This window comes from Leifsonia sp. NPDC080035 (genome assembly GCF_040050925.1).
Taxonomy (GTDB): domain Bacteria; phylum Actinomycetota; class Actinomycetes; order Actinomycetales; family Microbacteriaceae; genus Leifsonia.
The window spans coordinates 1841621-1860315 of record NZ_CP157390.1; the positions used below are offsets into that span (position 1 = coordinate 1841621).

At 70.7% G+C, this 18695-nt stretch carries 23 protein-coding genes; 8 read left to right on the forward strand and 15 right to left on the reverse strand.

Features of this window, described 5'->3' with window-relative positions; translation table 11 throughout:
* Position 1 precedes the first annotated feature (1 nt).
* The 3 genes from AAME72_RS09015 to AAME72_RS09025 form a co-directional block, all read right to left on the reverse strand.
* On the reverse strand, positions 2 to 448 hold the full coding sequence (locus AAME72_RS09015; protein ID WP_348789905.1) for a hypothetical protein: 447 nt from the start codon (positions 446 to 448) through the stop codon (positions 2 to 4).
* Positions 449 to 582: 134 nt separating this feature from the next.
* Complete coding sequence (locus AAME72_RS09020; RefSeq protein WP_348789906.1) at positions 583 to 1176, reverse strand: DUF305 domain-containing protein; 594 nt, start codon at positions 1174 to 1176, stop codon at positions 583 to 585.
* A gap of 26 nt (positions 1177 to 1202) precedes the next feature.
* Positions 1203 to 1409, reverse strand: coding sequence for a YHS domain-containing protein (locus AAME72_RS09025; RefSeq protein WP_348790107.1), 207 nt, complete (start codon positions 1407 to 1409; stop codon positions 1203 to 1205).
* 170 nt (positions 1410 to 1579) lie between these two features.
* Between AAME72_RS09025 and AAME72_RS09030 the strand changes: the two genes are divergently transcribed.
* The gene (locus AAME72_RS09030) at positions 1580 to 3007 is read left to right on the forward strand and encodes an MFS transporter (RefSeq protein ID WP_348789907.1); all 1428 of its coding nucleotides are present in this window, start codon (positions 1580 to 1582) and stop codon (positions 3005 to 3007) included.
* A gap of 84 nt (positions 3008 to 3091) precedes the next feature.
* Here AAME72_RS09030 and AAME72_RS09035 read toward each other — a convergent pair whose 3' ends face one another.
* Positions 3092 to 3667, reverse strand: coding sequence for a dihydrofolate reductase family protein (locus AAME72_RS09035; RefSeq protein WP_348789908.1), 576 nt, complete (start codon positions 3665 to 3667; stop codon positions 3092 to 3094).
* 25 nt (positions 3668 to 3692) lie between these two features.
* Positions 3693 to 4895, reverse strand: a complete 1203-nt coding sequence (locus AAME72_RS09040) for an MFS transporter (protein WP_348789909.1) — start codon at positions 4893 to 4895, stop codon at positions 3693 to 3695.
* Between the two features lie 47 nt (positions 4896 to 4942).
* Between AAME72_RS09040 and AAME72_RS09045 the strand changes: the two genes are divergently transcribed.
* From AAME72_RS09045 to AAME72_RS09060, 4 genes are all read left to right on the forward strand, one after another.
* Complete coding sequence (locus tag AAME72_RS09045; protein WP_348789910.1) at positions 4943 to 6361, forward strand: PLP-dependent aminotransferase family protein; 1419 nt, start codon at positions 4943 to 4945, stop codon at positions 6359 to 6361.
* A gap of 63 nt (positions 6362 to 6424) precedes the next feature.
* Positions 6425 to 7018: a dihydrofolate reductase family protein gene (locus tag AAME72_RS09050; RefSeq protein WP_348789911.1), complete on the forward strand. Its 594-nt coding sequence runs from the start codon at positions 6425 to 6427 to the stop codon at positions 7016 to 7018.
* Complete coding sequence (locus AAME72_RS09055; protein WP_348789912.1) at positions 7015 to 7935, forward strand: NAD(P)-dependent oxidoreductase; 921 nt, start codon at positions 7015 to 7017, stop codon at positions 7933 to 7935. The genes AAME72_RS09050 and AAME72_RS09055 overlap by 4 nt, the downstream gene beginning before the upstream one ends.
* Positions 7932 to 9611, forward strand: coding sequence for an FAD-dependent oxidoreductase (locus tag AAME72_RS09060; protein ID WP_348789913.1), 1680 nt, complete (start codon positions 7932 to 7934; stop codon positions 9609 to 9611). The genes AAME72_RS09055 and AAME72_RS09060 overlap by 4 nt, the downstream gene beginning before the upstream one ends.
* Here AAME72_RS09060 and AAME72_RS09065 read toward each other — a convergent pair.
* A complete protein-coding gene (locus AAME72_RS09065) occupies positions 9551 to 10411 on the reverse strand; it encodes a DUF6597 domain-containing transcriptional factor (protein ID WP_348790108.1) in 861 nt (286 codons plus the stop codon). The two genes, AAME72_RS09060 and AAME72_RS09065, sit on opposite strands and share 61 nt — an antisense overlap.
* Positions 10412 to 10551: 140 nt before the next feature.
* Complete coding sequence (locus AAME72_RS09070; protein ID WP_348789914.1) at positions 10552 to 11625, reverse strand: cellulase family glycosylhydrolase; 1074 nt, start codon at positions 11623 to 11625, stop codon at positions 10552 to 10554.
* 167 nt (positions 11626 to 11792) lie between these two features.
* Here AAME72_RS09070 and AAME72_RS09075 point away from each other — a divergent pair, with 167 nt between their 5' ends.
* Positions 11793 to 12179 (forward strand): SHOCT domain-containing protein, encoded by a 387-nt coding sequence (locus AAME72_RS09075; protein WP_348789915.1) that lies wholly within the window; start codon positions 11793 to 11795, stop codon positions 12177 to 12179.
* On the opposite strand, the gene AAME72_RS09080 is transcribed toward AAME72_RS09075, so the two are convergent.
* The 3 genes from AAME72_RS09080 to AAME72_RS09090 all read right to left on the reverse strand — a co-directional run bounded on the left by AAME72_RS09080 (position 12124) and on the right by AAME72_RS09090 (position 13840).
* A complete protein-coding gene (locus AAME72_RS09080) occupies positions 12124 to 12651 on the reverse strand; it encodes a hypothetical protein (RefSeq protein WP_348789916.1) in 528 nt (175 codons plus the stop codon). The two genes, AAME72_RS09075 and AAME72_RS09080, sit on opposite strands and share 56 nt — an antisense overlap.
* Before the next feature lie 92 nt (positions 12652 to 12743).
* Positions 12744 to 13349 carry a dihydrofolate reductase family protein gene (locus AAME72_RS09085; protein ID WP_348789917.1) on the reverse strand — a complete coding sequence of 202 codons (606 nt, stop codon included), beginning with the start codon at positions 13347 to 13349 and terminating at the stop codon, positions 12744 to 12746.
* A 98-nt stretch (positions 13350 to 13447) separates the two neighbouring features.
* Positions 13448 to 13840 (reverse strand): hypothetical protein, encoded by a 393-nt coding sequence (locus tag AAME72_RS09090; protein WP_348789918.1) that lies wholly within the window; start codon positions 13838 to 13840, stop codon positions 13448 to 13450.
* Between the two features lie 111 nt (positions 13841 to 13951).
* Here AAME72_RS09090 and AAME72_RS09095 point away from each other — a divergent pair, with 111 nt between their 5' ends.
* The gene (locus AAME72_RS09095; protein ID WP_348789919.1) at positions 13952 to 14155 is read left to right on the forward strand and encodes a DUF1737 domain-containing protein; all 204 of its coding nucleotides are present in this window, start codon (positions 13952 to 13954) and stop codon (positions 14153 to 14155) included.
* Positions 14156 to 14169: 14 nt separating this feature from the next.
* On the opposite strand, the gene AAME72_RS09100 is transcribed toward AAME72_RS09095, so the two are convergent.
* Genes AAME72_RS09100 through AAME72_RS09110 form a run of 3 tightly spaced genes read right to left on the reverse strand, consistent with a single transcriptional unit; the run spans position 14170 to position 15052 of the window.
* Entirely contained in the window at positions 14170 to 14580 is a 411-nt protein-coding gene (locus AAME72_RS09100; RefSeq protein ID WP_348789920.1) for a hypothetical protein, read from the reverse strand.
* 20 nt (positions 14581 to 14600) lie between these two features.
* Positions 14601 to 14867, reverse strand: a complete 267-nt coding sequence (locus tag AAME72_RS09105; RefSeq protein ID WP_348789921.1) for a metal-sensitive transcriptional regulator — start codon at positions 14865 to 14867, stop codon at positions 14601 to 14603.
* A complete protein-coding gene (locus tag AAME72_RS09110) occupies positions 14864 to 15052 on the reverse strand; it encodes a hypothetical protein (RefSeq protein ID WP_348789922.1) in 189 nt (62 codons plus the stop codon). Before AAME72_RS09110 ends, AAME72_RS09105 begins: the two co-directional genes overlap by 4 nt.
* A gap of 100 nt (positions 15053 to 15152) precedes the next feature.
* On the opposite strand from AAME72_RS09110, the gene AAME72_RS09115 reads away from it, so the two are divergent.
* A complete protein-coding gene (locus tag AAME72_RS09115; RefSeq protein WP_348789923.1) occupies positions 15153 to 16802 on the forward strand; it encodes an FAD-dependent oxidoreductase in 1650 nt (549 codons plus the stop codon).
* Here AAME72_RS09115 and AAME72_RS09120 read toward each other — a convergent pair.
* Together AAME72_RS09120 and AAME72_RS09125 are read right to left on the reverse strand one after the other, a co-directional pair.
* Positions 16770 to 17480 (reverse strand): ABC transporter ATP-binding protein, encoded by a 711-nt coding sequence (locus AAME72_RS09120; RefSeq protein ID WP_348789924.1) that lies wholly within the window; start codon positions 17478 to 17480, stop codon positions 16770 to 16772. The genes AAME72_RS09115 and AAME72_RS09120 overlap by 33 nt on opposite strands.
* Complete coding sequence (locus AAME72_RS09125; protein WP_348789925.1) at positions 17477 to 18619, reverse strand: ABC transporter permease; 1143 nt, start codon at positions 18617 to 18619, stop codon at positions 17477 to 17479. The genes AAME72_RS09120 and AAME72_RS09125 overlap by 4 nt, the downstream gene beginning before the upstream one ends.
* Between the last annotated feature and the right edge of the window lie 76 nt (positions 18620 to 18695).

The following is an 18695-nucleotide window of genomic DNA, read 5'->3' on the forward strand; positions in this document are numbered from 1 at the left end:
CTCAGTCACCTCCCTCGACGTCGCCTTTCTTGCCCTTGCCGTCGCCCTTGCCGTCCTTCTTGCCGCCGCCCTTCTGCTGCTGCTGGAGCTGCTGCTCCTGTTGTTGCTGGAGTTGCTGAATCTGCTGTTGCAGTTGCGCCTTCTCGGCCGCGTCCTGCAGACGGCCGAGGTCGGCCCGGATCGCAGCGATCGAACCGGCGACCGCGTCGTGTCGCGCTGCGCCGATGGAACCGTTCTTCAGGGCCGCGTCGTTCAACCGCCCGAGCGCGTCGAGCTTCGCCAGCGCACCCGCGTAGTCGTTCGCGGCGGACATGGTCGCAACGTCACGGACGGCGTGCTGCAGCTCGGTGGACGTCTGCGCGGAGTAGGTCTCACCGCCCGCGCAGCCGGTCAGACCGGCGAGGGCGAGCACGAACGCGGCCCCGACCAGCGGCAGGCGTCTGACCATTCTCGGCATTCCCTCTCTGTCGGGCGCCGGAGATGGAGGGGAGGATTCGGCGCACATTCCATGTCCGCAGACACGGTAGTCGCGCCCCGACGCGTTGTCGATCCGTGGGGTCGGCTCGGACGCGCGCCGCCGCGCTAGAGGCTCGCGAGAATGCCCTTCATCTCGGTGATCTCCGCGGTCTGATCGGCGACGATCGTCTTCGCCAGGTGCACGGCTTCGGTGTTCTTCCCCGACTTGATCTCCTCATTCGCCATCGTGACGGCGCCCTGGTGGTGCTCGATCATCTGGGTGAGGAACACCGTCCCGGCGTCTGCGCCGGAGGCGTGTCGCAGAGCGTTCATGTCGGACTCGGACATCATTCCGCCCATGTCGTGGGATGCGCCCATGTCCGCGTGCCACGCGTCTAGCCAGCCGTTCATGGTGTCGATCTCGGGCTGCTGGGCGGCCGTGATCCTGCGAGCGAGCTCCGTGACCTTCGCGTCGACGCCGCTCTTTCCGAGGACCAGGTCGGACATCTCGACGGCCTGTCGGTGGTGCATGACCATGCCCTGCGCGAACGAGACATCGGCGGCGTTGTGCTCGCCGTCGGCGGGGTCGGAGGCGGTGGGGGAGCCGTGCATGTCCGTGCCCATTCCGGCGTGCCCGCTGGGGGCGGTTCCGGAGCATCCGGCCAGGACGAGTGCGACGGCCAGGGTGCCGCCGGCGAGCGCCATCGTGGTGAACTTCATTGCGTCGTTCCTCCTTCGTGACGGGGTCATCCGGCGATGTAGGCCGCGGGGTCGGCGTCGAACCGCGGCGCGCAACCGGGGCAGCAGAACCAGTACCGCTCGCCGTCGTGGTCGCGGTAGAGGCCGGCGGCCTCCGCCCTCGCCTTGCTGACCGTGCTGCCCTTCATCACGACGCACTCGGTGAGGTCGTCCGCGCCGGCGCCGCCGAGCAGGTTCTCGGCCCCTGGCGGCATGGTCGCTGTCTCGTGGTGATCGGTGCCGGCGCTGGTGGTGTTGCAGCAGCTGTCGCTCATGGTGCGTTCTCCTGTCGGTCGTTCTGCGGTCGCTTGACCCGGGTACCCCCGGTGGGTATAGCGTATACCCCCACCGGGTATCACCGGAACGTCGAGTGAAGGAATCACACATGTCTACTGCGTCGCCAAACGCCAATCCGAGGCGGTGGCTCGGCCTCGTCCTCATCGCTGCCGCCCAGTTCGTCGTCATCATGGACACCTCGATCATCGGTGTGGCCCTGCCCGATCTTCAGCGTGAGCTCGGCTTCACCCCCGAGTCGCTGTCCTGGGTGTTCAACGCGTACGTGATCGCGTTCGGCGGTCTGCTGCTCCTGGGCGGCCGATTGTCCGATCTGTTCGGCGCACGCAGGGTATTCGTCGCCGGCTGGGTGGTTCTGATCGCCGGATCCCTCCTGGCCGGAGCCGCCGGCAACGTCGGTGTGGAGATCGCAGGGCGCGCCATCCAGGGCGCCGGAGCCGCGTTGATCGCGCCGGCGGCACTGACGCTGCTGATGATGCTCTTCGGGGGCACCGCCGACCTTCCCAGGGCATTCGCCGTCTACGGTGCCGCGGCGCCGATCGGCGGCACCGCGGGCGTGTTCCTCGGTGGAGTGCTCACCGAGTACGCCAGCTGGCCGTGGGTGTTCTACATCACCGTTCCGATCGCCGTCGTGGTCATCGCCCTCACCGCCGTCTCGCTTCCACGAACCGAGCGGCGGGCCGTCGGCTCGATCGACGTCGCCGGAGCCATCGCCGTGACCGCCGGGCTCGGCGCCGTGGTGTACGCCGTGGTTCGCGCGCCCGAAATCGGGTGGTTCGCCGCCCCGACCGTGCTCCTTCTCGGTGCGGGTGCCGTGCTGCTGGCGTCGTTCTTCCTCATCCAGGCCCGCTCCCGACAGCCGTTGCTGAATCTGAAACTGCTGCGGGCTCCGCAGCTGGCTGCGGCGAACACCGCCCAGCTGCTGCTCGGTGCCGCCTGGGTGTCGATGTGGTTCTTCCTGAACCTCTACCTGCAGCAGGTTCTCGGTGCCGGGGCCTTCGCCGCCGGCGCGGCCCTGTTGCCCATGACCGGACTCATCGTGCTGGGCATGGTCGCGCTCGCGCCGCGGCTCCAGGCGCGATTCGGGGCGAAGCCCATGATCGTGACCGGCCTGGTGCTGCTCGGCGCGGGACTGGGATGGCTCGCCCTCGCCCGACCGGACGGCACGTACGCCGCCGACGTTCTTCCGGCCTCCTTGGTCGCCGCGCTCGGGATGGCCCTCGCCTTCGTCCCCTCGCTCGGAACCGCCATCGCTGCGGCCCCGCTCGCCGAAACGGGAGTGGCCTCCGGCCTGGTGAGCACCAGCTATCAGATCGGTTCCGCATTCGGCCTCGCCATCCTCACCGCGATCGCGGCCGGCACGACCCGCGGAGGTACGGGCGCGGCGGCCCTGACGAGCGGCTATTCCGCCGCCTTCCTGGGCGCAGCCATCATCGCCCTCGTCGGCGCCGCCGTGGTCCTCGTGGCGATGCGCCCCCCTCGGGCCGCCGTCACGGCGTCCGAGGCCAGCGCCGGCTGAGGGGCCCGCGTCAGCCGCGGCCGCGGCGTGGTTGACGCCGACGAGGCGATGAGCTCGCCCGCCGGCGTCAACCGCCCCGCCGTCTCAGTCAGCCCGCCGCGCAGCGTCGTAGTCGAGCAGGATCGCGCCGGTGTCGAGCGGGCGGCACGCGGTGAGCTCGAGCTCTGCGGCGGGCAGTCCACCGTCGAAGATGGAGCGGCCCGCGCCCGCCAGACGCGGCATCAGCAGCAGGCGGTAGTGGTCGACGAGGCGGGTCCTCACCAGCGCGGCGACGAGGGAGATACCACCGACGGCCACGATCTCGCCGCTGTGGCGCTCCTTGACGCGTGCGACCGCCTCGTCCAGTGGTCCGCGTTCGACGACAGCGTTCCAGCCCGGCTGCTCCAGGGTCTCGGAGAAGACCACCTTGGGCAGACGGTTCATGGTCCGGGCGAATGCGCGGTACTCCTCGCCGTTCTCCTCGGTGTCGGCGGTCGGCCAGTATGCGGCATTGAATTCGAAGGCGGTTCGGCCATACAGGAGCAGCTGGCCGTCGTGCGCGTTCGCGCCCGACCAGTACTGCTGCATCTCGTCGGACCAGTCGGGCGAGATGAGCTGACGGTCGGTCGTCTCGGTGAAGCCGTCGAGGGTCATGAACATCGCCACGGTGAGCGTTCCCATTGTCGTTCTCCTTCTGTTGTGGTGTTTATCGGGTGGTGGATGCGTTGAGCCGCACGAGCGTGAGCACGAGCGGCAGTGCCAGTGCGAGGCCGAGGAAAGCGGCGGCCGGTCCCACGAGAGCGGCGACGGCACTGACGGCGAACGCTCCGGCCGCCATCCCGCCGTCGTAGCCGGCATTCCAGAGCGCGCTGACGGTGCCGTACTGGCGCTCCTCGGCCCGCTCGTACATGGCGGAGATGGTGCTGTTCTGCAGCGCGCCGAAGCCCAGGCCGAAGACCACGCCGCCCGCGAGCACGAGCGGAGCACTCGCGGTGGCCGCCATCGCGGCCAATCCGGCGGCCGACAGCGCGATGCCGGGGAGGAACAGGCGGCGGTGCCCGAGGCGGTCGCCGTACCGGCCGGCGAGCCAGCGCCCCAGCCCCGCCGAGGCCGGCTGCACCAGCAGCAGCGCGGGAGCGAGGGAGGATGCGGATCCGGTCAGCGCACCCGGGACACAGGTGACGACAACGCCTGCGACGGCGGCGGAGGCCGCGAACACGAGCGCCGGCCGCATGAGCTCCGGGGAGCGCAGGCCCACGAGGATGCCCGTCTCGGCCCGTGCGGAGGTGCGCGAGCGGACCTGCGCCGCCGACGCCGCGGCCGCCCGCCTGGGCAGCGCGCCGACCGACGCCACCGCGAGCAGGGGCACCGCCCCGGCGATCGCGAACACCGATCCGGGTCCCGACGCGGTGCTGAGCGCCACACCGAGCGGCAGCGCGACGAGCGACGGAACGGCGCTCACCAGCCCGGCGAGCGCGAGGCCCTCGCCGCGGCGATCGGCCGGGACGAGCGCCGCGGTCACGGCGCCTCCCGCGACGATCGCCAGTGCGAAGCCCGCTCCCCGCAGCACCCCTGTGGCCACGAGGACCGGGAGGGACGCGGAGAAGAGAAGGACGAACGTCGGAGCTCCGAGCAGAAGAAGCCCGGAGGCAAGGACGGCCCGGGCGCCGAAACGCTGCATCAGCCACGGGGAGACCAGCTCGCCGGCGACGGTCGCCGCGAGAAGCGCGCCGTTGGCGACGCCACCGCCGAGCGGCGACGTCGCGTCCGCCAGCAGCGGCACCGCCGCGAGCGGGAGGAAGAAGCCAACGGAGCACGCGACGATGGAGACGAAGCGCAGCAGGAGCGGGCGCGTCACCAACGCGGACCGCTGCGGGAGGGCGGTGGTGCCGAGGTTCATGGCTGTCATGGGAACGACCCTAGATTCGGGGTGGCCCGGCAGTAAGATCCATTGCCATGGCGGTGGAGTGGTCCAATTCGAGCCCTGAGCTGCTGGTCCGGCTGGACCGCGACTCGGCCGTCCCGCTGCGCACGCAGCTGCAGACGCAATTGCGGGCGGCGATCCAGGAAGGGCGGCTCGCGGCGGGCGAACGGCTTCCCTCCTCGCGCGATTTCGCGGCCAGCCTCGGCGTCGCCCGTGGAACGGTCCAGGACTGCTACGAGCAGCTGCGGTCGGAGGGCTACCTCGTCGCGCAGACCGGATCGGCGACGCGCGTCGCCGCGGTGCAGGTCGAGCCGATCGAAGGAGTCGGGGAGGCTCCGCCGGCCGGGGTGCCGCATGTCCCGGCCGCCCGGGTCGCCGACTTTGCGTCCGGAGTCCCCGATCTGGGCACGATTCCGCGCGACGACTGGACGTGGGCCATCCGCGAAGCGACGAGGAGTGCCCCGAACGCCGCCTTCGACTACGGCGATCCTCGTGGAGACCCGGGACTGCGCGACGTGGTCGCCGCATACGTCCGTCGCGTGCGCGGGATGAACGCGCGGGCCTCCCAGATCGTCGTGTGCGCGGGGTTCGCCCAGGGTGTTGCGCTCACGTTCCGCGCCCTCGCCCGGCGCGGCATCGACAGGATGGCAGTGGAGGATCCCGGCTCGATCGGGACGGTCGCGCGTGCGGCGGAGGCGGTCGGCGGTTCCGCCGTGCCGGTTCCTGTCGACGAGTTCGGCATCGACGTCGCCGCGCTCGACGCGAGCGGAGCACGCGCGGTGGTGCTGACGCCCGCACACCAGTGGCCGACCGGGGTCGTGCTCGCCCCGGAGCGACGCCGGGAACTCCTCGCCTGGGCGACCCGTCGCGATGGCATCATCGTGGAGGACGACTACGACGCCGAGTTCCGCTACGACCGCGAACCGGTCGGATCGTTGCAGGGGCTCGCACCGGACAGGGTGATCACCCTGGGGACGGTGAGCAAGTCGCTCGCGCCCGCCCTGCGCCTCGGCTGGACGGTCACGCCGCCCTGGCTCGCGGACGAGGTGGCGGCCGCGAAGGAGTCCGCCGACCGCGGCGCGCCGACGCTTGACCAGCTCGCACTCGCCCGCCTCATCGAGTCGGGACGCTACGACCGGCACCTCCGCCGGATGCGCGCCGTGTACGCCGGCCGACGCGACGCGCTCGCCGCTGCGCTGCAGGCGCACGCGCCCACGGTGCGGTTGACCGGCCTCGCGGCCGGCTTCCACGCCGTCGCGCACCTGGCCCCCGACGCGGATGAACAGTGGATCATCGACGAAGCCCGCGCGCGCGGAGTAGCGCTCTACGGAATGAGCACATACCGCTCGACCCGCAGCCCCCATCCGCCGCAGCTGGTGTTCGGGTTCGGCAACACCTCGGAGGAGTCGATCCGCGCCGGGATCGCGGCCGTCGCCGACATCCTCCGCTGACGAGCAGACGCGATGCACGATCTGTTCAAGAGATGGCGGAGCGACCTTCCCTAGCGTCGAGCCATGAGCAAAGTGATCTGCGGACTTGCCGTCTCGGTCGACGGCTTCATCACCGGCCGCAACCCCGGACCCGGTCGCGGGCTGGGCGACGGCGGGGCCCTGTTCGACTGGTACGACAGCGGCGACACCCCCAGCCGCGTGTTCGACGGGTTCCATCTCACCGAGCCGAGCGCGCGGTTCTTCGACGAGCTGGCATCCCGCGTCGGGGCCTCGCTGGCCGGTCGCACCACCTACGCGGACTCCAATGACTTCGCCGGGGGAGCGCCGCATCCGACCGCCCCGCTGATCGTGCTCAGCCATGAGCCGTTCGAGCCGGCGAACGAGCGCCACACCGTCGTCAGCACCGGCATCGTGGATGCCGTGGAGACCGCCCGGCGTGCCGCGGCGGGCAAGGACGTGGGGCTGATGGGCGGCGTGCTCGTCACAGAGGCGCTCAAAGCGGGGCTGGTGGACGAGCTGATCCTGCATCAGGTGCCGATCCTGCTGGGCGCCGGTCGCCGCTTCTTCCACGAATTGCCGCAGCACATCCGGCTCCGCATCATCGAGGTCGTCGAAGCGCCGGATGTCACGCACCTGCACTACGGGGTGGAGCGGTGATCCTCGTCACCGGCGGCCTCGGGATGATCGGTGCCCACACGGCCGCTGCCCTGGCCGACGGTGGCCACGAGGTTCTCGTCACCGGTCACACCACGACCGATGTGCCGTCGTTCCTCGCGGAGAGGGTCACCGTCGAACGGCTCGATGTCACCGACCGCGATGCCTTCCTCGCACTCGGACGTCGGTTCGCGATCCAGGACATCGTGCACCTGGCGGGGAGCATTCCCGGCGGCGACCCGGTCGCCTTCTTCCGTGCCGAGACCAGCGGCCTGATGAACGCGCTGGATGCCGCCCTCCGGTGGGGTGCTCGCCGGTTCGCGGTCGCCAGCAGCATCAGCGTGTACGCCGGTGACGCCGATTCGCCCTGGACGGAGGAGCTCTCGCTCCGGACGGTACCGCCGCCGCATCCGATCGCCGCGTTCAAGAAGGCCGTCGAGCCGATCGTGATGAATGCGCTGGAGGGAACAGCCGTCCATCCGGTGATCCTGCGGATCGGGAGCACGTGGGGCCCGCTGATGGACCCCGACTCGCCGTTCAACCCGATCCCTCCGCTGGTGAGCGCTCTTCTCCGGAACGAGCAGCCTGCAGCACTGTATGCCGACGACGGCAGCGAATTCGGTTACGCACCCGACATCGGCCGCGCGATCGCCCTTCTCATCACCGCCGACGAGCTCCACCACGACGTGTACAACGTCTCCAACGGCTCCCGTTCGACGCACCGTGACGTCGCGGAGGCCGTCACGAGGTCGATCCCGACGGCGAAAGTCCCCGTCATCGACGGCTCGCGCGACGGCAGCGCCGACACGGGGTACATGGATATCGGCCGACTACGCGAGGAGACCGGGTTCCGGCCCGCGTTCGACATCGACAGCGCCGTGGCCGACTACGTGGCGTGGCGCAGGCGGAACGCCCGATGAGCGGGACTCCGGTCCCCGACGATCGGACCATCCACTCCTCGGACCTTGGCGGGGGAGTGGACGGATCCTCGTGGCCGCGGCTGGCGCAGAGCGAGAGAGCCGTTCTGGCCGCGGTGGGAGACGTCGTTCGGCCGGGTGCGGGCGACGTGCTCTGGGAGGCAGGGGACCCGTACGACCTCTACCTGGTCGTCGAGGGCGGCATCCATCTGATCGATCGGAGGGACGATCGGGTGGTGTTCGTCATCGACGAAGGCGATTTCGTCGGCGAACTGGGGATGCTGATGCATCAGCCGGCGTACCTGGCCGGGGCCGCCGCGCCGCAGAGCGTCCTGCTCCGCGTGCCGATCGCGAGCCTGCAGCGCCTCATGGCGACCTCGAGCGCGGTCGGCGACACCCTGATGCGTGCGTTCGATGCGCGTAGGCGCCTGTTGGTGCTCGCCGGTGAAGGCGGAATCGTCCTCGCCGGGGACGAGGACGATGTCGACCTCGACCGACTGCGCGCGTTCGCCGAGCGCAACGGCATCCCCCACCGGACCGTGCTCCGGTCCGACCTCGCCGCCTGGGGCGCGCTCGCGGGCAGCTGCGAGGTGCCCGAGCACGGGGCATGCGTAGTGACGGGTCGGCAGCGCGTTCTCGTTCGTCCGACGAACCGGGAGCTCGCCGTCGCATTCGGGCTGGACCTCCCACAGCCGCCCGATCAGGCCCACTGCGATGTGCTCATCATCGGTGCCGGACCTGCTGGGCTGGCGGCCGCTGTGTACGGCGCCTCGGAGGGGCTCGCGGTCATCCTCGTCGACGAGCTCGGCCCGGGCGGTCAAGCCGGTACGTCGTCCCGCATCGAGAACTATCTGGGCTTCCCCCACGGTGTCTCCGGTGGCGAGCTGACCAGGGCGGGGACCCTGCAAGTGGTCAAGTTCGGGGCGCGGATCGTCACCCCGCGGGCGGTCACCTCACTGGCGCGCACGCCCGATGGGTTCCGGGCGCTCCTGGACGATGAGACGGAGGTCTCTGCCCGCAGTGCCGTGCTGGCGATAGGCGTGCAGTATCGCAGGCTCGACGTGCCGGGCGTCGCGGAGCTGGAGGGCCGAGGCGTGTACCACGCAGCGACCGAACTCGAGGTGCGCGAGTGCGTCGGGCGCAGCGTCGTGGTCGTCGGTGGCGCGAATTCGGCCGGTCAGGCCGCGCTCTTCCTCGCCGCCCGCTCGGAGCGGGTGCATCTGTTGGTCCGCCGGGAACGGCTGGAGGAGACGATGTCGAGTTACCTCGTGCACCGGCTTCTCGAGGATCCGCGGATCACGGTGCACACGCGATCCCAGCTGGTCGCGGTCGACGGCAGCGACCACGTGGAGGGAGTGACGTGGCGAGACGAGAACGCGCGAAGCGAGCAGCGGATCGCGGCGACGGGCCTCTTCGTGATGATCGGCGCGGTCCCTCGCACCGACTGGTTGCGGTCCGCCGGGGTGGATGTCGACGAGCGGGGATTCATCGTGACGGGCGACGCGTACGACACCTCGGTGCCAGGCCTGTTCGCCGTCGGTGACGTCCGCGCCGGATCCGTCAAGCGCGTCGCATCGGCCGTCGGCGAAGGGTCCGTCGTGATCTCCGCCGTACACGCTCACCTCGCCGGCGGAACCGAGCGCAACGACGCAGCCCGCCCCGCCAGGAACGGCAGGTAGGAGGCGGAGTGGTCGTGGCCGCAGGCGCAGCGCTCGACCTCGCCGTGCAGCAGCTGCCGCGGCGTCAGTCCGGTGAGGCGGGCGCACTCGCGGCTGAAGTGCGCTTGGTCCGAGTACCCGGCCTCGACCGCGAGGCCGGCGATCCCGTCCTCGCCCCGTCGGCCGGTCGCTTGGGCCCCCGCCTGGGCGAGCGCGAGGAACCCCTGGAATCGGAGCGTCCGCTGCAGCACTTTCGGGCTCATCCCGACGGCCTGGAGCGAGCGTCGGCGGAGCTGGCTTTCCGACAGCGCGAGATGGGCGGCGACCGCGCCGACACCCACGGGGCGCCACGGCATGAGTACCGTCACCGCTTCGCGCACGAGCCGATCGAGGTGCTGAGCCGCGCGGAACTCATCCAGCAGTGCGTTCTCGAGCACGGCGACAGCGCCTTCGATGCGATCCGGTCGTCCGCGTGCCTCCACCATCGACTCGGCGAGGCGGGCGGCCCGGCCTCCCCAGAGGTCGGCCAGCGGCACGCGCTGGTCCACGAGTTCGTCCAGCATGACGGGGAGGGGCGGCGCTGCGCCCGGTTGGAAGCGGACGCCCACGATGGTCGTTCGCGGGGGGATCGGCTCGAACCAGTGAGCGGTCAGCGGACCGGCAACGATGGGTTCGCCGCCGAGCGGGACGTGGAGTTCGACGCCGCCGGTCGGGAGATGGCGTTGAACGTACGGCGCATCGCCCGTGCGGTGCACCCAGATCGTCCGCACGACACCGGAGAGGGCCGGTGACGGTCGCCGCTCGAGATAGGAACCGATCATCGCCACCAGTTTCCTCCTCCGGCGGGGTCTCAGCGCGAAACCTTCAGGAAGGCCGTCAGCGGATTTCGTGGGTGCCGTCGCGGGCGAACCGCTCGAGCGCGAGTTCGCGCGTGGCCTCGGGCTGTGAGCTCCCTGGTGGATCAGTGCGGCGCAAGCTTCAGTGCGGCGAGGAGGTCCGGGTCGGCCGCGCCTTCATCGGCGCAGGACGCGGAGACATCCGGGTCGGTGTCCAGGATGCCGAATGGGCCGCGGAGGTTCCAGAGCGCCCATCCGATAGCGTGGTCGCGGAGGACGCCGGTCACCGCGTCCAGCCACGCGGCCCTGACCGCCGTCGGGGCGGTCGCGTAGGCGCCCATCTCGCCGACGTGCACGGCGCCGCCCGCGTCGGCGATGTCGATCCACGGCTGGAGCACGCGCTCGATCGCCGCAGCGTCCCAGGTGGCGGACGTCTCGCCGGGCAGCGGGATGTAGCCGTCGCGGAGCGCGGGCTCCAGGTCCATCCGGAGCGGCCAGGCCGGCTCCGCCGAGGTCGGCGCCACCCAGGGGGCTCGGTGATGCGTGAGCTCGAACGGCTTGTACAGGTGGACGGAGGTGATGACGCGCGGGTGCGTCGTCCAGGCGGCGGGCGGCGGCTGCATTCCCGCATCCCAGCCCTGCAGAACGACGAGCCGCTCGGGCGACATGTGCCAGATCGCCTCGGCCGTGCGCCCGAGGACCGCGTCGAAGGTCGTCTCGTCGATACGCGGAGGCTCATTGAGCAGGTCGAAGCTCAGCTCCTCGGGCGCGATGTCCGCGTAGCGGCGGGCGAAGGTCGTCCAATAGTCGCGGAACAAGTCCTGCGGCGCCGCATCGGAGAACAGGTCGCCGCGCTCGGGAACGTCGAAGTGCGACCGGGAGTTCACGCAGTAGCCCGGCGCGCGGTGCAGGTTGAGGCACACGTGGATGCCGTACTCGCGCCCCAGGGCGACCGCGCGGTCCACCAGCCGCAGCCGGTCCTCGTCGATCATCTGCCCGTAGCGGCCCGTGCCGAACCAGAGGTACGACAGCGGGATGCGCGCGTACGTCATCCCGAGTCCGGCCATCACGGCGAAGTCCGACTCCTGCACCCCGTGGCCGAGCCGGATGGGGAACAGCTCCGCCCAGCGCGCGCTCGTCGAGAACAGCTCGATGAGGTTGGCGCCGCGCCAGTGGGAGGTGGACGACGGACGGGACATGCGGATCCTCCCTCGGGTGCGCAAGCGTTTGCTCAACACTACCCGGAAGCCTCACGGGTCTCGCGCGGGAAGGCGAGGGAATCCATGTCTAGCCGACGGAGGTGTGCGGGACGTACGGTGCGGGCACGCAGAGCGATCGGCGCTCCGCGGAGAGAGCGGAGGCCGTGATGAGTTTTTGGGATTTCCTCGTCTGGACGTTCTGGTTCTACCTCGTGTTCGTGTGCATCACGATCTTCGTCCGCGTCATCATCGACGTGTTCAGGGACCCGGGGCTGAACGGTTGGGCGAAGGCGCTGTGGGTGCTGTTCCTGGTCGTCGTGCCCTTCCTGGCCGCCTTCATCTATCTGATCGCCAGAGGCGGCCGGATGGCCCAGCGGAGTGTCGCAGGGATGGCGGAGACGCAGCAGGCCAACGATGCGTACATCCGGTCCGTGGCGGGTGGTTCCTCTCCGGCAAGCGAGATCGAGTCGGCGAAACGCTTGCTCGACAGCGGTGCGATCACCCAGGCGGAGTTCGCGGAGCTGAAGTCGCGGGCGCTGTCCGGCGCTGCCTGACACCGCGGTGGCGGGTCAGCCTGCGGCCCGCCACCGCGGCGACCCACACCGCCACGAGAAGGGCGGCGACACCGAAGCCCACGGCGTTGAGGTCGAGGCTCGCCGCCCAGCTCCACACCCCGCCCGAGAGGTCCAGACGTCCGCCCACCAGGCCGGCCAGTTCGCTCGTGCCGATGACGAGCGCCACCGCGACGGAGAGCCCGGTCACGACCGCGTTGTAACGCACCCGGCGCGCCGGATCACGGAGGGCCCAGCCGTAAGCGAAGCGCATGACGAGCCCGTCCGCGGTGTCGAGGAGAGACATCCCGGCGGCGAACAACAACGGCAGGGCGAGCACCGCGTACCAGGGGAGGCCGGCCACGGCGCTTGTGGCGGCCACGGCGAGCAGGCCGACTTCGGTAGCGGTGTCGAACCCGAGCCCGAAGAGCAGCCCGAGCGGGTACATCTGCCAGGGATGGCGCACGGTCTGCACAGGGCTCGCATCCTGCGTCCCTGTGGCCGCATGATGCAGCGCCCTCAGCCCCGTTGGCTACACCGGAGTTCTGCGCTCGCCCGTTCCGCTCGTCACCGCACCCTGTACGTCACGTGCATAACGGTGCTCGCCGCCCGCGCGGTGACCTGCTCCAGGTCGAGCGGGGGCGCGCCGTCGAAGAGGCGGACGCCGGCGCCGAGCGTGAAGGGGACGATGTGCAGCCGCAGCTCGTCGACCAGTCCCGCGGCGAGGTACTGGTTGATGGTGCTCGCGCCGCCCTGGATGGAGATCTCGCCGTCGCCCGCCGCCTCCCGTGCCTCCTCGAGCGCCGATTCGATGCCGTCCGTGACGAAGTGGTAGGTGGTGCCGCCCTCCATCGGCTGGGGGTCGCGCGGGTGATGCGTCAGAACGAACACGGGACCGTGGAACGGCGGGTCGTCACCCCACCAGCCGTTCCAGTCGCGGTCCCACGGGCCGCGCACGGGGCCGAACATGTTGCGACCCATGATGTGCGCCCGCGCACCGGCCATCTGCTCGACCTCGGCCGTGTTCTCCTCGGCGTGGTCGAACATCCAGGAATGCAGCCTGTCGCCCCAGCCGTCGCCGCCGTCCGCACCGAACGGCCGCTCCTCGCTCTGGTCGAGACCGGCGGCATAGCCGTCCGCGGTGATGGTCTGGTTGACGATGACGGTGCTCATGCCGATCCTCCGTTGGTCCGCTCAGCCTGGCGATGAGCGATTCTCTGCCGTGAGGAGGGTCGTGCGTCAAGCCCCGGGCGCCGGGGATCAGCCTCGCCTCACGCCTTCTTCCGCAGGTTCTCCGCGATCGCGGCGAGGGAGTCCTCGAGCGCCAGCTGGATGCCGGGGATGTCCTCCGTCGTGTCGATCGTCAGGTGGGCGGTGTCGTCGTCCAGGCGCAGGGAGCCGCTGTAGTCGTTGGGGCCGGGCGCGGACCAGCGGATCTCGCGCGCGGCGTAGTCGGCGTCGAAGCGGGCGTCCGAGGTCACCGTCTCTTCCTCGCCGTCGCGGTCCGTGTCCACGCGAGCGGTGGTCTCTACGGTGCCGTCCGGCTGGGACCGGGCGCTGACCATGTGCGGGAAGTAGGCGGGCAGGTTCTCGGGGTCCGCGATGTACGCGAAGTACTCGTCGGCGTTCCCGTCGAGGGGGCGCGTAGCGGTGTATGTCGTCATGCCCGGACGCTAGCCCCGAGCGCGCCGGTGCCGGAACCGGGTTGACGGGTGGGGAGAACGGTGAGGATCCGCGGCGGGCACGGATGGCGGCGGCGTGCCACGATGGGTCCCGTGGAGACGACGAACGGAAACCTGCCCCGCTACCGCGTGCTGACCGGTGTTGACGACTCGGCGTTCTGCGAGCGCGTCAGCGAGGCTCTGGAGCTCGGGTACGAGCTGCACGGCGGCCCGGCGCTGACCTGGAACGGGACGACCGGCTACGTCGCGCAGGCCGTGATCTGGCGCAAGGACGGCCTGACGCCGCCGAAGGGCTGAGCCGGGGAGCCCGCTCACCCGCTCAGCGCATCCACCGGCTCCACCGGCACGATCCCGCGCGCCTGTGCGGTCAGCTCCGGGTCGACGGTGACCAGTGCGTCCGCCTGGAGCTTCGCGACGGCGAGGTATTCGGCGGCCGAGAGCGTGGGCCAGCCGTTGTCGCGGGCCAGCCGGAACGCCGTCCATCGCGACACCCGGTCGCCGAGCACGCGGATCTTCAGCTCCGTCATCCGGGTGTGCAGGTCCCGCGCCTCGGTGTCGGTGAGCTCTCCGGCCTGCACTCGCCGCAGCAGAGTCGTCAAGGCATCCGAGCGGATGGAGGCGGGCGCAACGAGCTGCACGTCCTGGCCGATGGGCGCGCCGTCGGCGACGATGCGCAGGAGGGAGGGGGCGTCGATCGCGTAGCGCCTCGTGGGTCCGGCCATGCGCCGACCGTATACCCGCGTCAGGCGAGCGTCAGGAACAGCTTCTCGAGCTCCTCGACCGTGATCGGGTCGGTGGTGTCCTCGGTGTCGCTCAGGCACTTCTGCATGGCGGTCGAGATGATCTGGAAGCCGGCCTTGTCCAGGGCGCTGGAGACGGCGGCGAGCTGGATGACGACGTCGCGGCACTTCGCGCCGCTCTCGACGGCGGCGATCACGCCGTTCAGCTGGCCCTGAGCGCGGCGCAGCCGGTTCAGGATGGGCTTGATGTCGTCGGGTGCGGCGGTCATCGTGCGTTCCGTCCGAACACGCGGCCGAAGAAGCCGCCACCGGAGGTGGTCGCCCGCTCAGCGTCGGTGTGGTCGCCGTTGCACCACTGCGCTGCTGGCACTCGCTTGCGCACGTCGTCGACGTGCTGGCCGCAGCCGCTCCAGGTCGTCTTTCCGCAGACCGTGCAGGTGGCGGGATAGCACATGGGTGTCGTCCTCTCGGGTTCTGGGTGGTTCTCGTATACCCCCCTCCGTATAGTACGATACCCAGGAGGGTATGCCAAAACGCCCTCGGAAGGACGCGGAATGAGGACCATCATCGTCGGCGGTGTCGCCGGAGGCATGTCGGCGGCGACCAGGCTGCGCCGGCTCGACGAGGAACGCGAGATCGTCGTGTTCGAGCGCGGACCGTACGTCTCCTACGCCAACTGCGGGCTCCCGTACTTCGTCGGCGGTGTGATCCGGGACAGGGATGCGCTGCTGCTGCAGACGCCGCAGTCCCTGGCGGCCCGATTCCGGCTGGATGTGCGCACGGGTCACGAGGTGCTCGGCATCGACGCCGCCGCGCGCACGGCGACCGTGCTCGACGCGGCGACGGGGGAGACCTCGATCGAGGGCTACGACGAGCTGATCCTCGCCGTCGGCGCCTCCGCGAGGGAGGCGGCCGGGCACCCCGGCATCCCGACCCACACGCTGCGCACGGTGGAGGACGTCGACGCGATCGGCGCGCTGGTCGGCGCGGCGGAGGATGCGTCCGCCCTGGTGGTGGGCGGAGGCTTCATCGGCCTGGAGGCGGTGGAGAATCTGGTGCGCCGCGGCGTCCGGGTCACGCTCGCCCAGCGCGGACCGCACATCCTCACGCCCTTGGACGCGGAGATGGTCGTCCCGCTCGAGGAGGAGCTGCGCAGGCACGGTGTCGACCTGCGCACCTCGGCATCGATCGCCGCCGTCGAAGACGGCGTCGTCGTGCTCGACGACGGAGGCGCGGTGCGCCCGGACTTCATCGTCGACGCCTCCGGCGTCGTGCCGAGCGTCGACCTCGCGCGGTCCGCCGGCGTCCGGCTCGGCCCGACGGGCGGGATCGCGGTCGACGCGCGCAACCGCACCAGCGAACCGCACATCTACGCGGTCGGCGACGGGGTCGAGAAGGTCGACGCGCTCTCCGGCGACGAGGCGCTGGTCACGATGGCCGGGCTCGCCAACCGGCACGGCCGGTCCGTCGCGGACGTGATCGCGGGGCGCGACGAGCGCAACACCCCCGCTCTGGGAACCGCCATCGTGAGGGTCTTCGACACGGTCGCGGCGAAGGTGGGCTGGAGCGAGCGCCGGCTGGCGGCCGCCGGACGCGAGCACCGCGTCATCCACACGCACCCGTCATCCCATGCCACCTACTACCCCGGCGCCCGGCCGATGTCGATGAAGCTGCTCGTGGACCCGGCGACCGACGCGATCCTCGGCGCCCAGATCGTGGGCGGCGACGGGGTGGACAAGCGGATCGACGTGATCGCGGTGGCGATGGCCGGCGGAATCACCGCGTCCGGGCTGGCCCGCCTGGAGCTCGCGTACGCTCCGCAGTTCGGCTCGGCCAAGGACGCGGTGAACCAGCTCGGCTACGTCGCGGACAACCTCCGCACCGGCACGACCCGCGCCATCCAGTGGCACGAGCTGGACGACGCGCTCGCCGCGGGCGCGACGCTTGTCGATGTCCGCACCCCCGGCGAGTACGCGGCGGGCGCGATCCCGGGGGCGGTCAACATCGCCGTCGACGAGCTCCGGAGCCGGCTTGCGGAGCTGCCGGCAGGGCCCGTCGTCGTGCACTGCCAGGTCGGGCAGCGCGGGCACACCGCCGCCCGCATCCTCAGCCAGCACGGCCGGGATGCGGTGAATCTGGACGGCGGATACCGCACCTGGGCCGCGGGCGCGTCAGTGCGCCGGGAGGCGCTCGTCGGCGCCTGACGCCGCGAGCCGGCCGTCGGTCATCTCCAGCACGCGGTCGCAGTAGCCGAGCACGTCGCGGTCGTGCGTGACCATGACGACCGCGACGCCGGACTCGTGTGCGCGCTCGGCCAGGAGCTGGACGACCTCGTGACTGCGCGCCCGATCCAGGGCGGCGGTCGGCTCGTCGACGAGAAGAAGCGATGGGCTGTTGACCAGCGCTCGGGCGATGCCGACACGCTGCCGCTCGCCTCCGGAGAGCTGTCCCGGACGGTGGCCGGCGCGGTGGCTCATGCCGACGGCGGCCAGCAGCGCGGTGGTGTCGACGTTGCGGTTGCCGGCGAGCCGCGCGGTCAGCCTCAGCTGGTCGGTGGCGCTGAGCGCGGGCAGCAGGTTACCGGACTGGAAGACGAAGCCGATGGTCGTGAGCCGGAAGCGCGCGGCCTTCGCCTTCGTCAGCGCCGTGATGTCGGTGCCGTGTACGCGCACGGTTCCGCTGTCCGGTGCGCCGAGCGCCCCGGCGATGGCCAGGAGCGACGACTTGCCGGACCCGGACGGGCCGACGATCGCGACGAACTCGCCCGGCAGGACCGTGAGTGAGACGTCGTCCAGGGCGGTGACGCTCGCGTCCCCGTCGCCGAGCCGCAGGCGGGCGTCGACGATCTCGAGGGCGGGGATGGTGGCGGTGGCGGTGTTCATCGTTGTCCTCCGAGGGCGGTGATGGGGTCGACGCGGGAGATCCGGAGCACGGCGACCCCGGCCCCGATGATGCCGAGAACGACAGTGAGCAGGGAGGCGATGGCGATAGGCCCGACCTCCAGATCGAACGGCATCGCGGACGGCATGAGGGCGCCCATCCCGACACCGGCGGCGACGCCGACCGCCGTGAAGCCGACCAGCAGGATCGCCCCCTGGGCGAGGCTGTCGCGCAGCAGGTAACCGGTGGAGGCGCCGACCGCGCGCAGCACGGCGATCTCGTGGGAGCGCTGGATGGTCCACACCGTGAAGAACGCCCCGACGACCAGCGCGCAGATCGCGTACAGGAACACCTGGATCATGGTCAGCGTCATCGTCTCCGCCTCGTAGCCGGGGGAGGCGTTGAATGCGGCGGTGCGCGTCATCGTCATGGTTCCCGCGGTCTTATCGATGTGCGCGAGGTCGGGGGTGACGCCGTCTTTCGCCTTCACCGCCACGACGCTGGAGTAGTCGTAGTCGACGGCGTCGATCGCGGCCTGCGTCGGGGCGCCGGCCGGCGCGGTGTTCGACGCGATCAGCCGCCAGGTGGCGATCGGCAGGTAGGCGACGTCGACATGCCCGAAGGTGGCCTGCCCGTCGGTGAAGCCGACGACCGTGAGCAGCACGCCGGAGCGGTCGAGCTTCACGGTGCTGCCGAGCTTCAGCCCGGCGTCCTTCGCGGTCTCGGAGACGACGATGCCGTCCGGGGCGGAGAGACGCGTCCCGCTGGAGACGGCCGGGGAGAGGAAGCCGCCCGGCTCGACGCCGAACAGCGTCAGATCGACCTGCGTGTCGTCGCCGGCGGTGCCGTTGACGATGCTGACGCCCATCGGCTCCGCCTTGGCGATGCCGTCGGCGTTCTTCCACGCGTTCAGTTGTTCGTTGTCCACGAGGGAGCGGCTGAAGGCGTTGTCGGTGATGGTGCCCTTGTCGAAGGCGAACGTGGTGGCGGGCAGGGATTTCAATCCGGACACACCGTCGTTGACGAGGCCGGAGGAGAGACCGGAGAGCAGCACGACGAGCACGGCGATCAGTGCGATCACGAGGCCCATCAGCGTGAAGCGGCCTCGGGCGAACCGGAGTTCGCGCAGAGCGAGGAACATGACACGTCCTTGAGGGGGAGAAGGCGAGCAAGTAAGCCGACAACCTGTCGGCAAGATACCGACAGTGTGTCACTAA

Excerpts from the sequence above, each read along its gene's own strand:
- AAME72_RS09060 (WP_348789913.1), top strand. The coding sequence starts at position 7,932 with ATGAGCGGGACTCCGGTCCCCGACGATCGGACCATCCACTCCTCGGAC.
- AAME72_RS09050 (WP_348789911.1), top strand. The coding sequence starts at position 6,425 with ATGAGCAAAGTGATCTGCGGACTTGCCGTCTCGGTCGACGGCTTCATC.
- AAME72_RS09065 (WP_348790108.1), bottom strand. The coding sequence starts at position 10,411 with ATGATCGGTTCCTATCTCGAGCGGCGACCGTCACCGGCCCTCTCCGGT.
- AAME72_RS09070 (WP_348789914.1), bottom strand. The coding sequence starts at position 11,625 with ATGTCCCGTCCGTCGTCCACCTCCCACTGGCGCGGCGCCAACCTCATC.
- AAME72_RS09045 (WP_348789910.1), top strand. The coding sequence starts at position 4,943 with ATGGCGGTGGAGTGGTCCAATTCGAGCCCTGAGCTGCTGGTCCGGCTG.
- AAME72_RS09105 (WP_348789921.1), bottom strand. The coding sequence starts at position 14,867 with ATGACCGCCGCACCCGACGACATCAAGCCCATCCTGAACCGGCTGCGC.
- AAME72_RS09090 (WP_348789918.1), bottom strand. The coding sequence starts at position 13,840 with ATGACGACATACACCGCTACGCGCCCCCTCGACGGGAACGCCGACGAG.
- AAME72_RS09020 (WP_348789906.1), bottom strand. The coding sequence starts at position 1,176 with ATGAAGTTCACCACGATGGCGCTCGCCGGCGGCACCCTGGCCGTCGCA.
- AAME72_RS09030 (WP_348789907.1), top strand. The coding sequence starts at position 1,580 with ATGTCTACTGCGTCGCCAAACGCCAATCCGAGGCGGTGGCTCGGCCTC.
- AAME72_RS09075 (WP_348789915.1), top strand. The coding sequence starts at position 11,793 with ATGAGTTTTTGGGATTTCCTCGTCTGGACGTTCTGGTTCTACCTCGTG.
- AAME72_RS09120 (WP_348789924.1), bottom strand. The coding sequence starts at position 17,480 with ATGAACACCGCCACCGCCACCATCCCCGCCCTCGAGATCGTCGACGCC.
- AAME72_RS09085 (WP_348789917.1), bottom strand. The coding sequence starts at position 13,349 with ATGAGCACCGTCATCGTCAACCAGACCATCACCGCGGACGGCTATGCC.
- AAME72_RS09110 (WP_348789922.1), bottom strand. The coding sequence starts at position 15,052 with ATGTGCTATCCCGCCACCTGCACGGTCTGCGGAAAGACGACCTGGAGC.
- AAME72_RS09125 (WP_348789925.1), bottom strand. The coding sequence starts at position 18,619 with ATGTTCCTCGCTCTGCGCGAACTCCGGTTCGCCCGAGGCCGCTTCACG.
- AAME72_RS09115 (WP_348789923.1), top strand. The coding sequence starts at position 15,153 with ATGAGGACCATCATCGTCGGCGGTGTCGCCGGAGGCATGTCGGCGGCG.
- AAME72_RS09035 (WP_348789908.1), bottom strand. The coding sequence starts at position 3,667 with ATGGGAACGCTCACCGTGGCGATGTTCATGACCCTCGACGGCTTCACC.
- AAME72_RS09040 (WP_348789909.1), bottom strand. The coding sequence starts at position 4,895 with ATGACAGCCATGAACCTCGGCACCACCGCCCTCCCGCAGCGGTCCGCG.
- AAME72_RS09015 (WP_348789905.1), bottom strand. The coding sequence starts at position 448 with ATGGTCAGACGCCTGCCGCTGGTCGGGGCCGCGTTCGTGCTCGCCCTC.
- AAME72_RS09100 (WP_348789920.1), bottom strand. The coding sequence starts at position 14,580 with ATGGCCGGACCCACGAGGCGCTACGCGATCGACGCCCCCTCCCTCCTG.
- AAME72_RS09025 (WP_348790107.1), bottom strand. The coding sequence starts at position 1,409 with ATGCCGCCAGGGGCCGAGAACCTGCTCGGCGGCGCCGGCGCGGACGAC.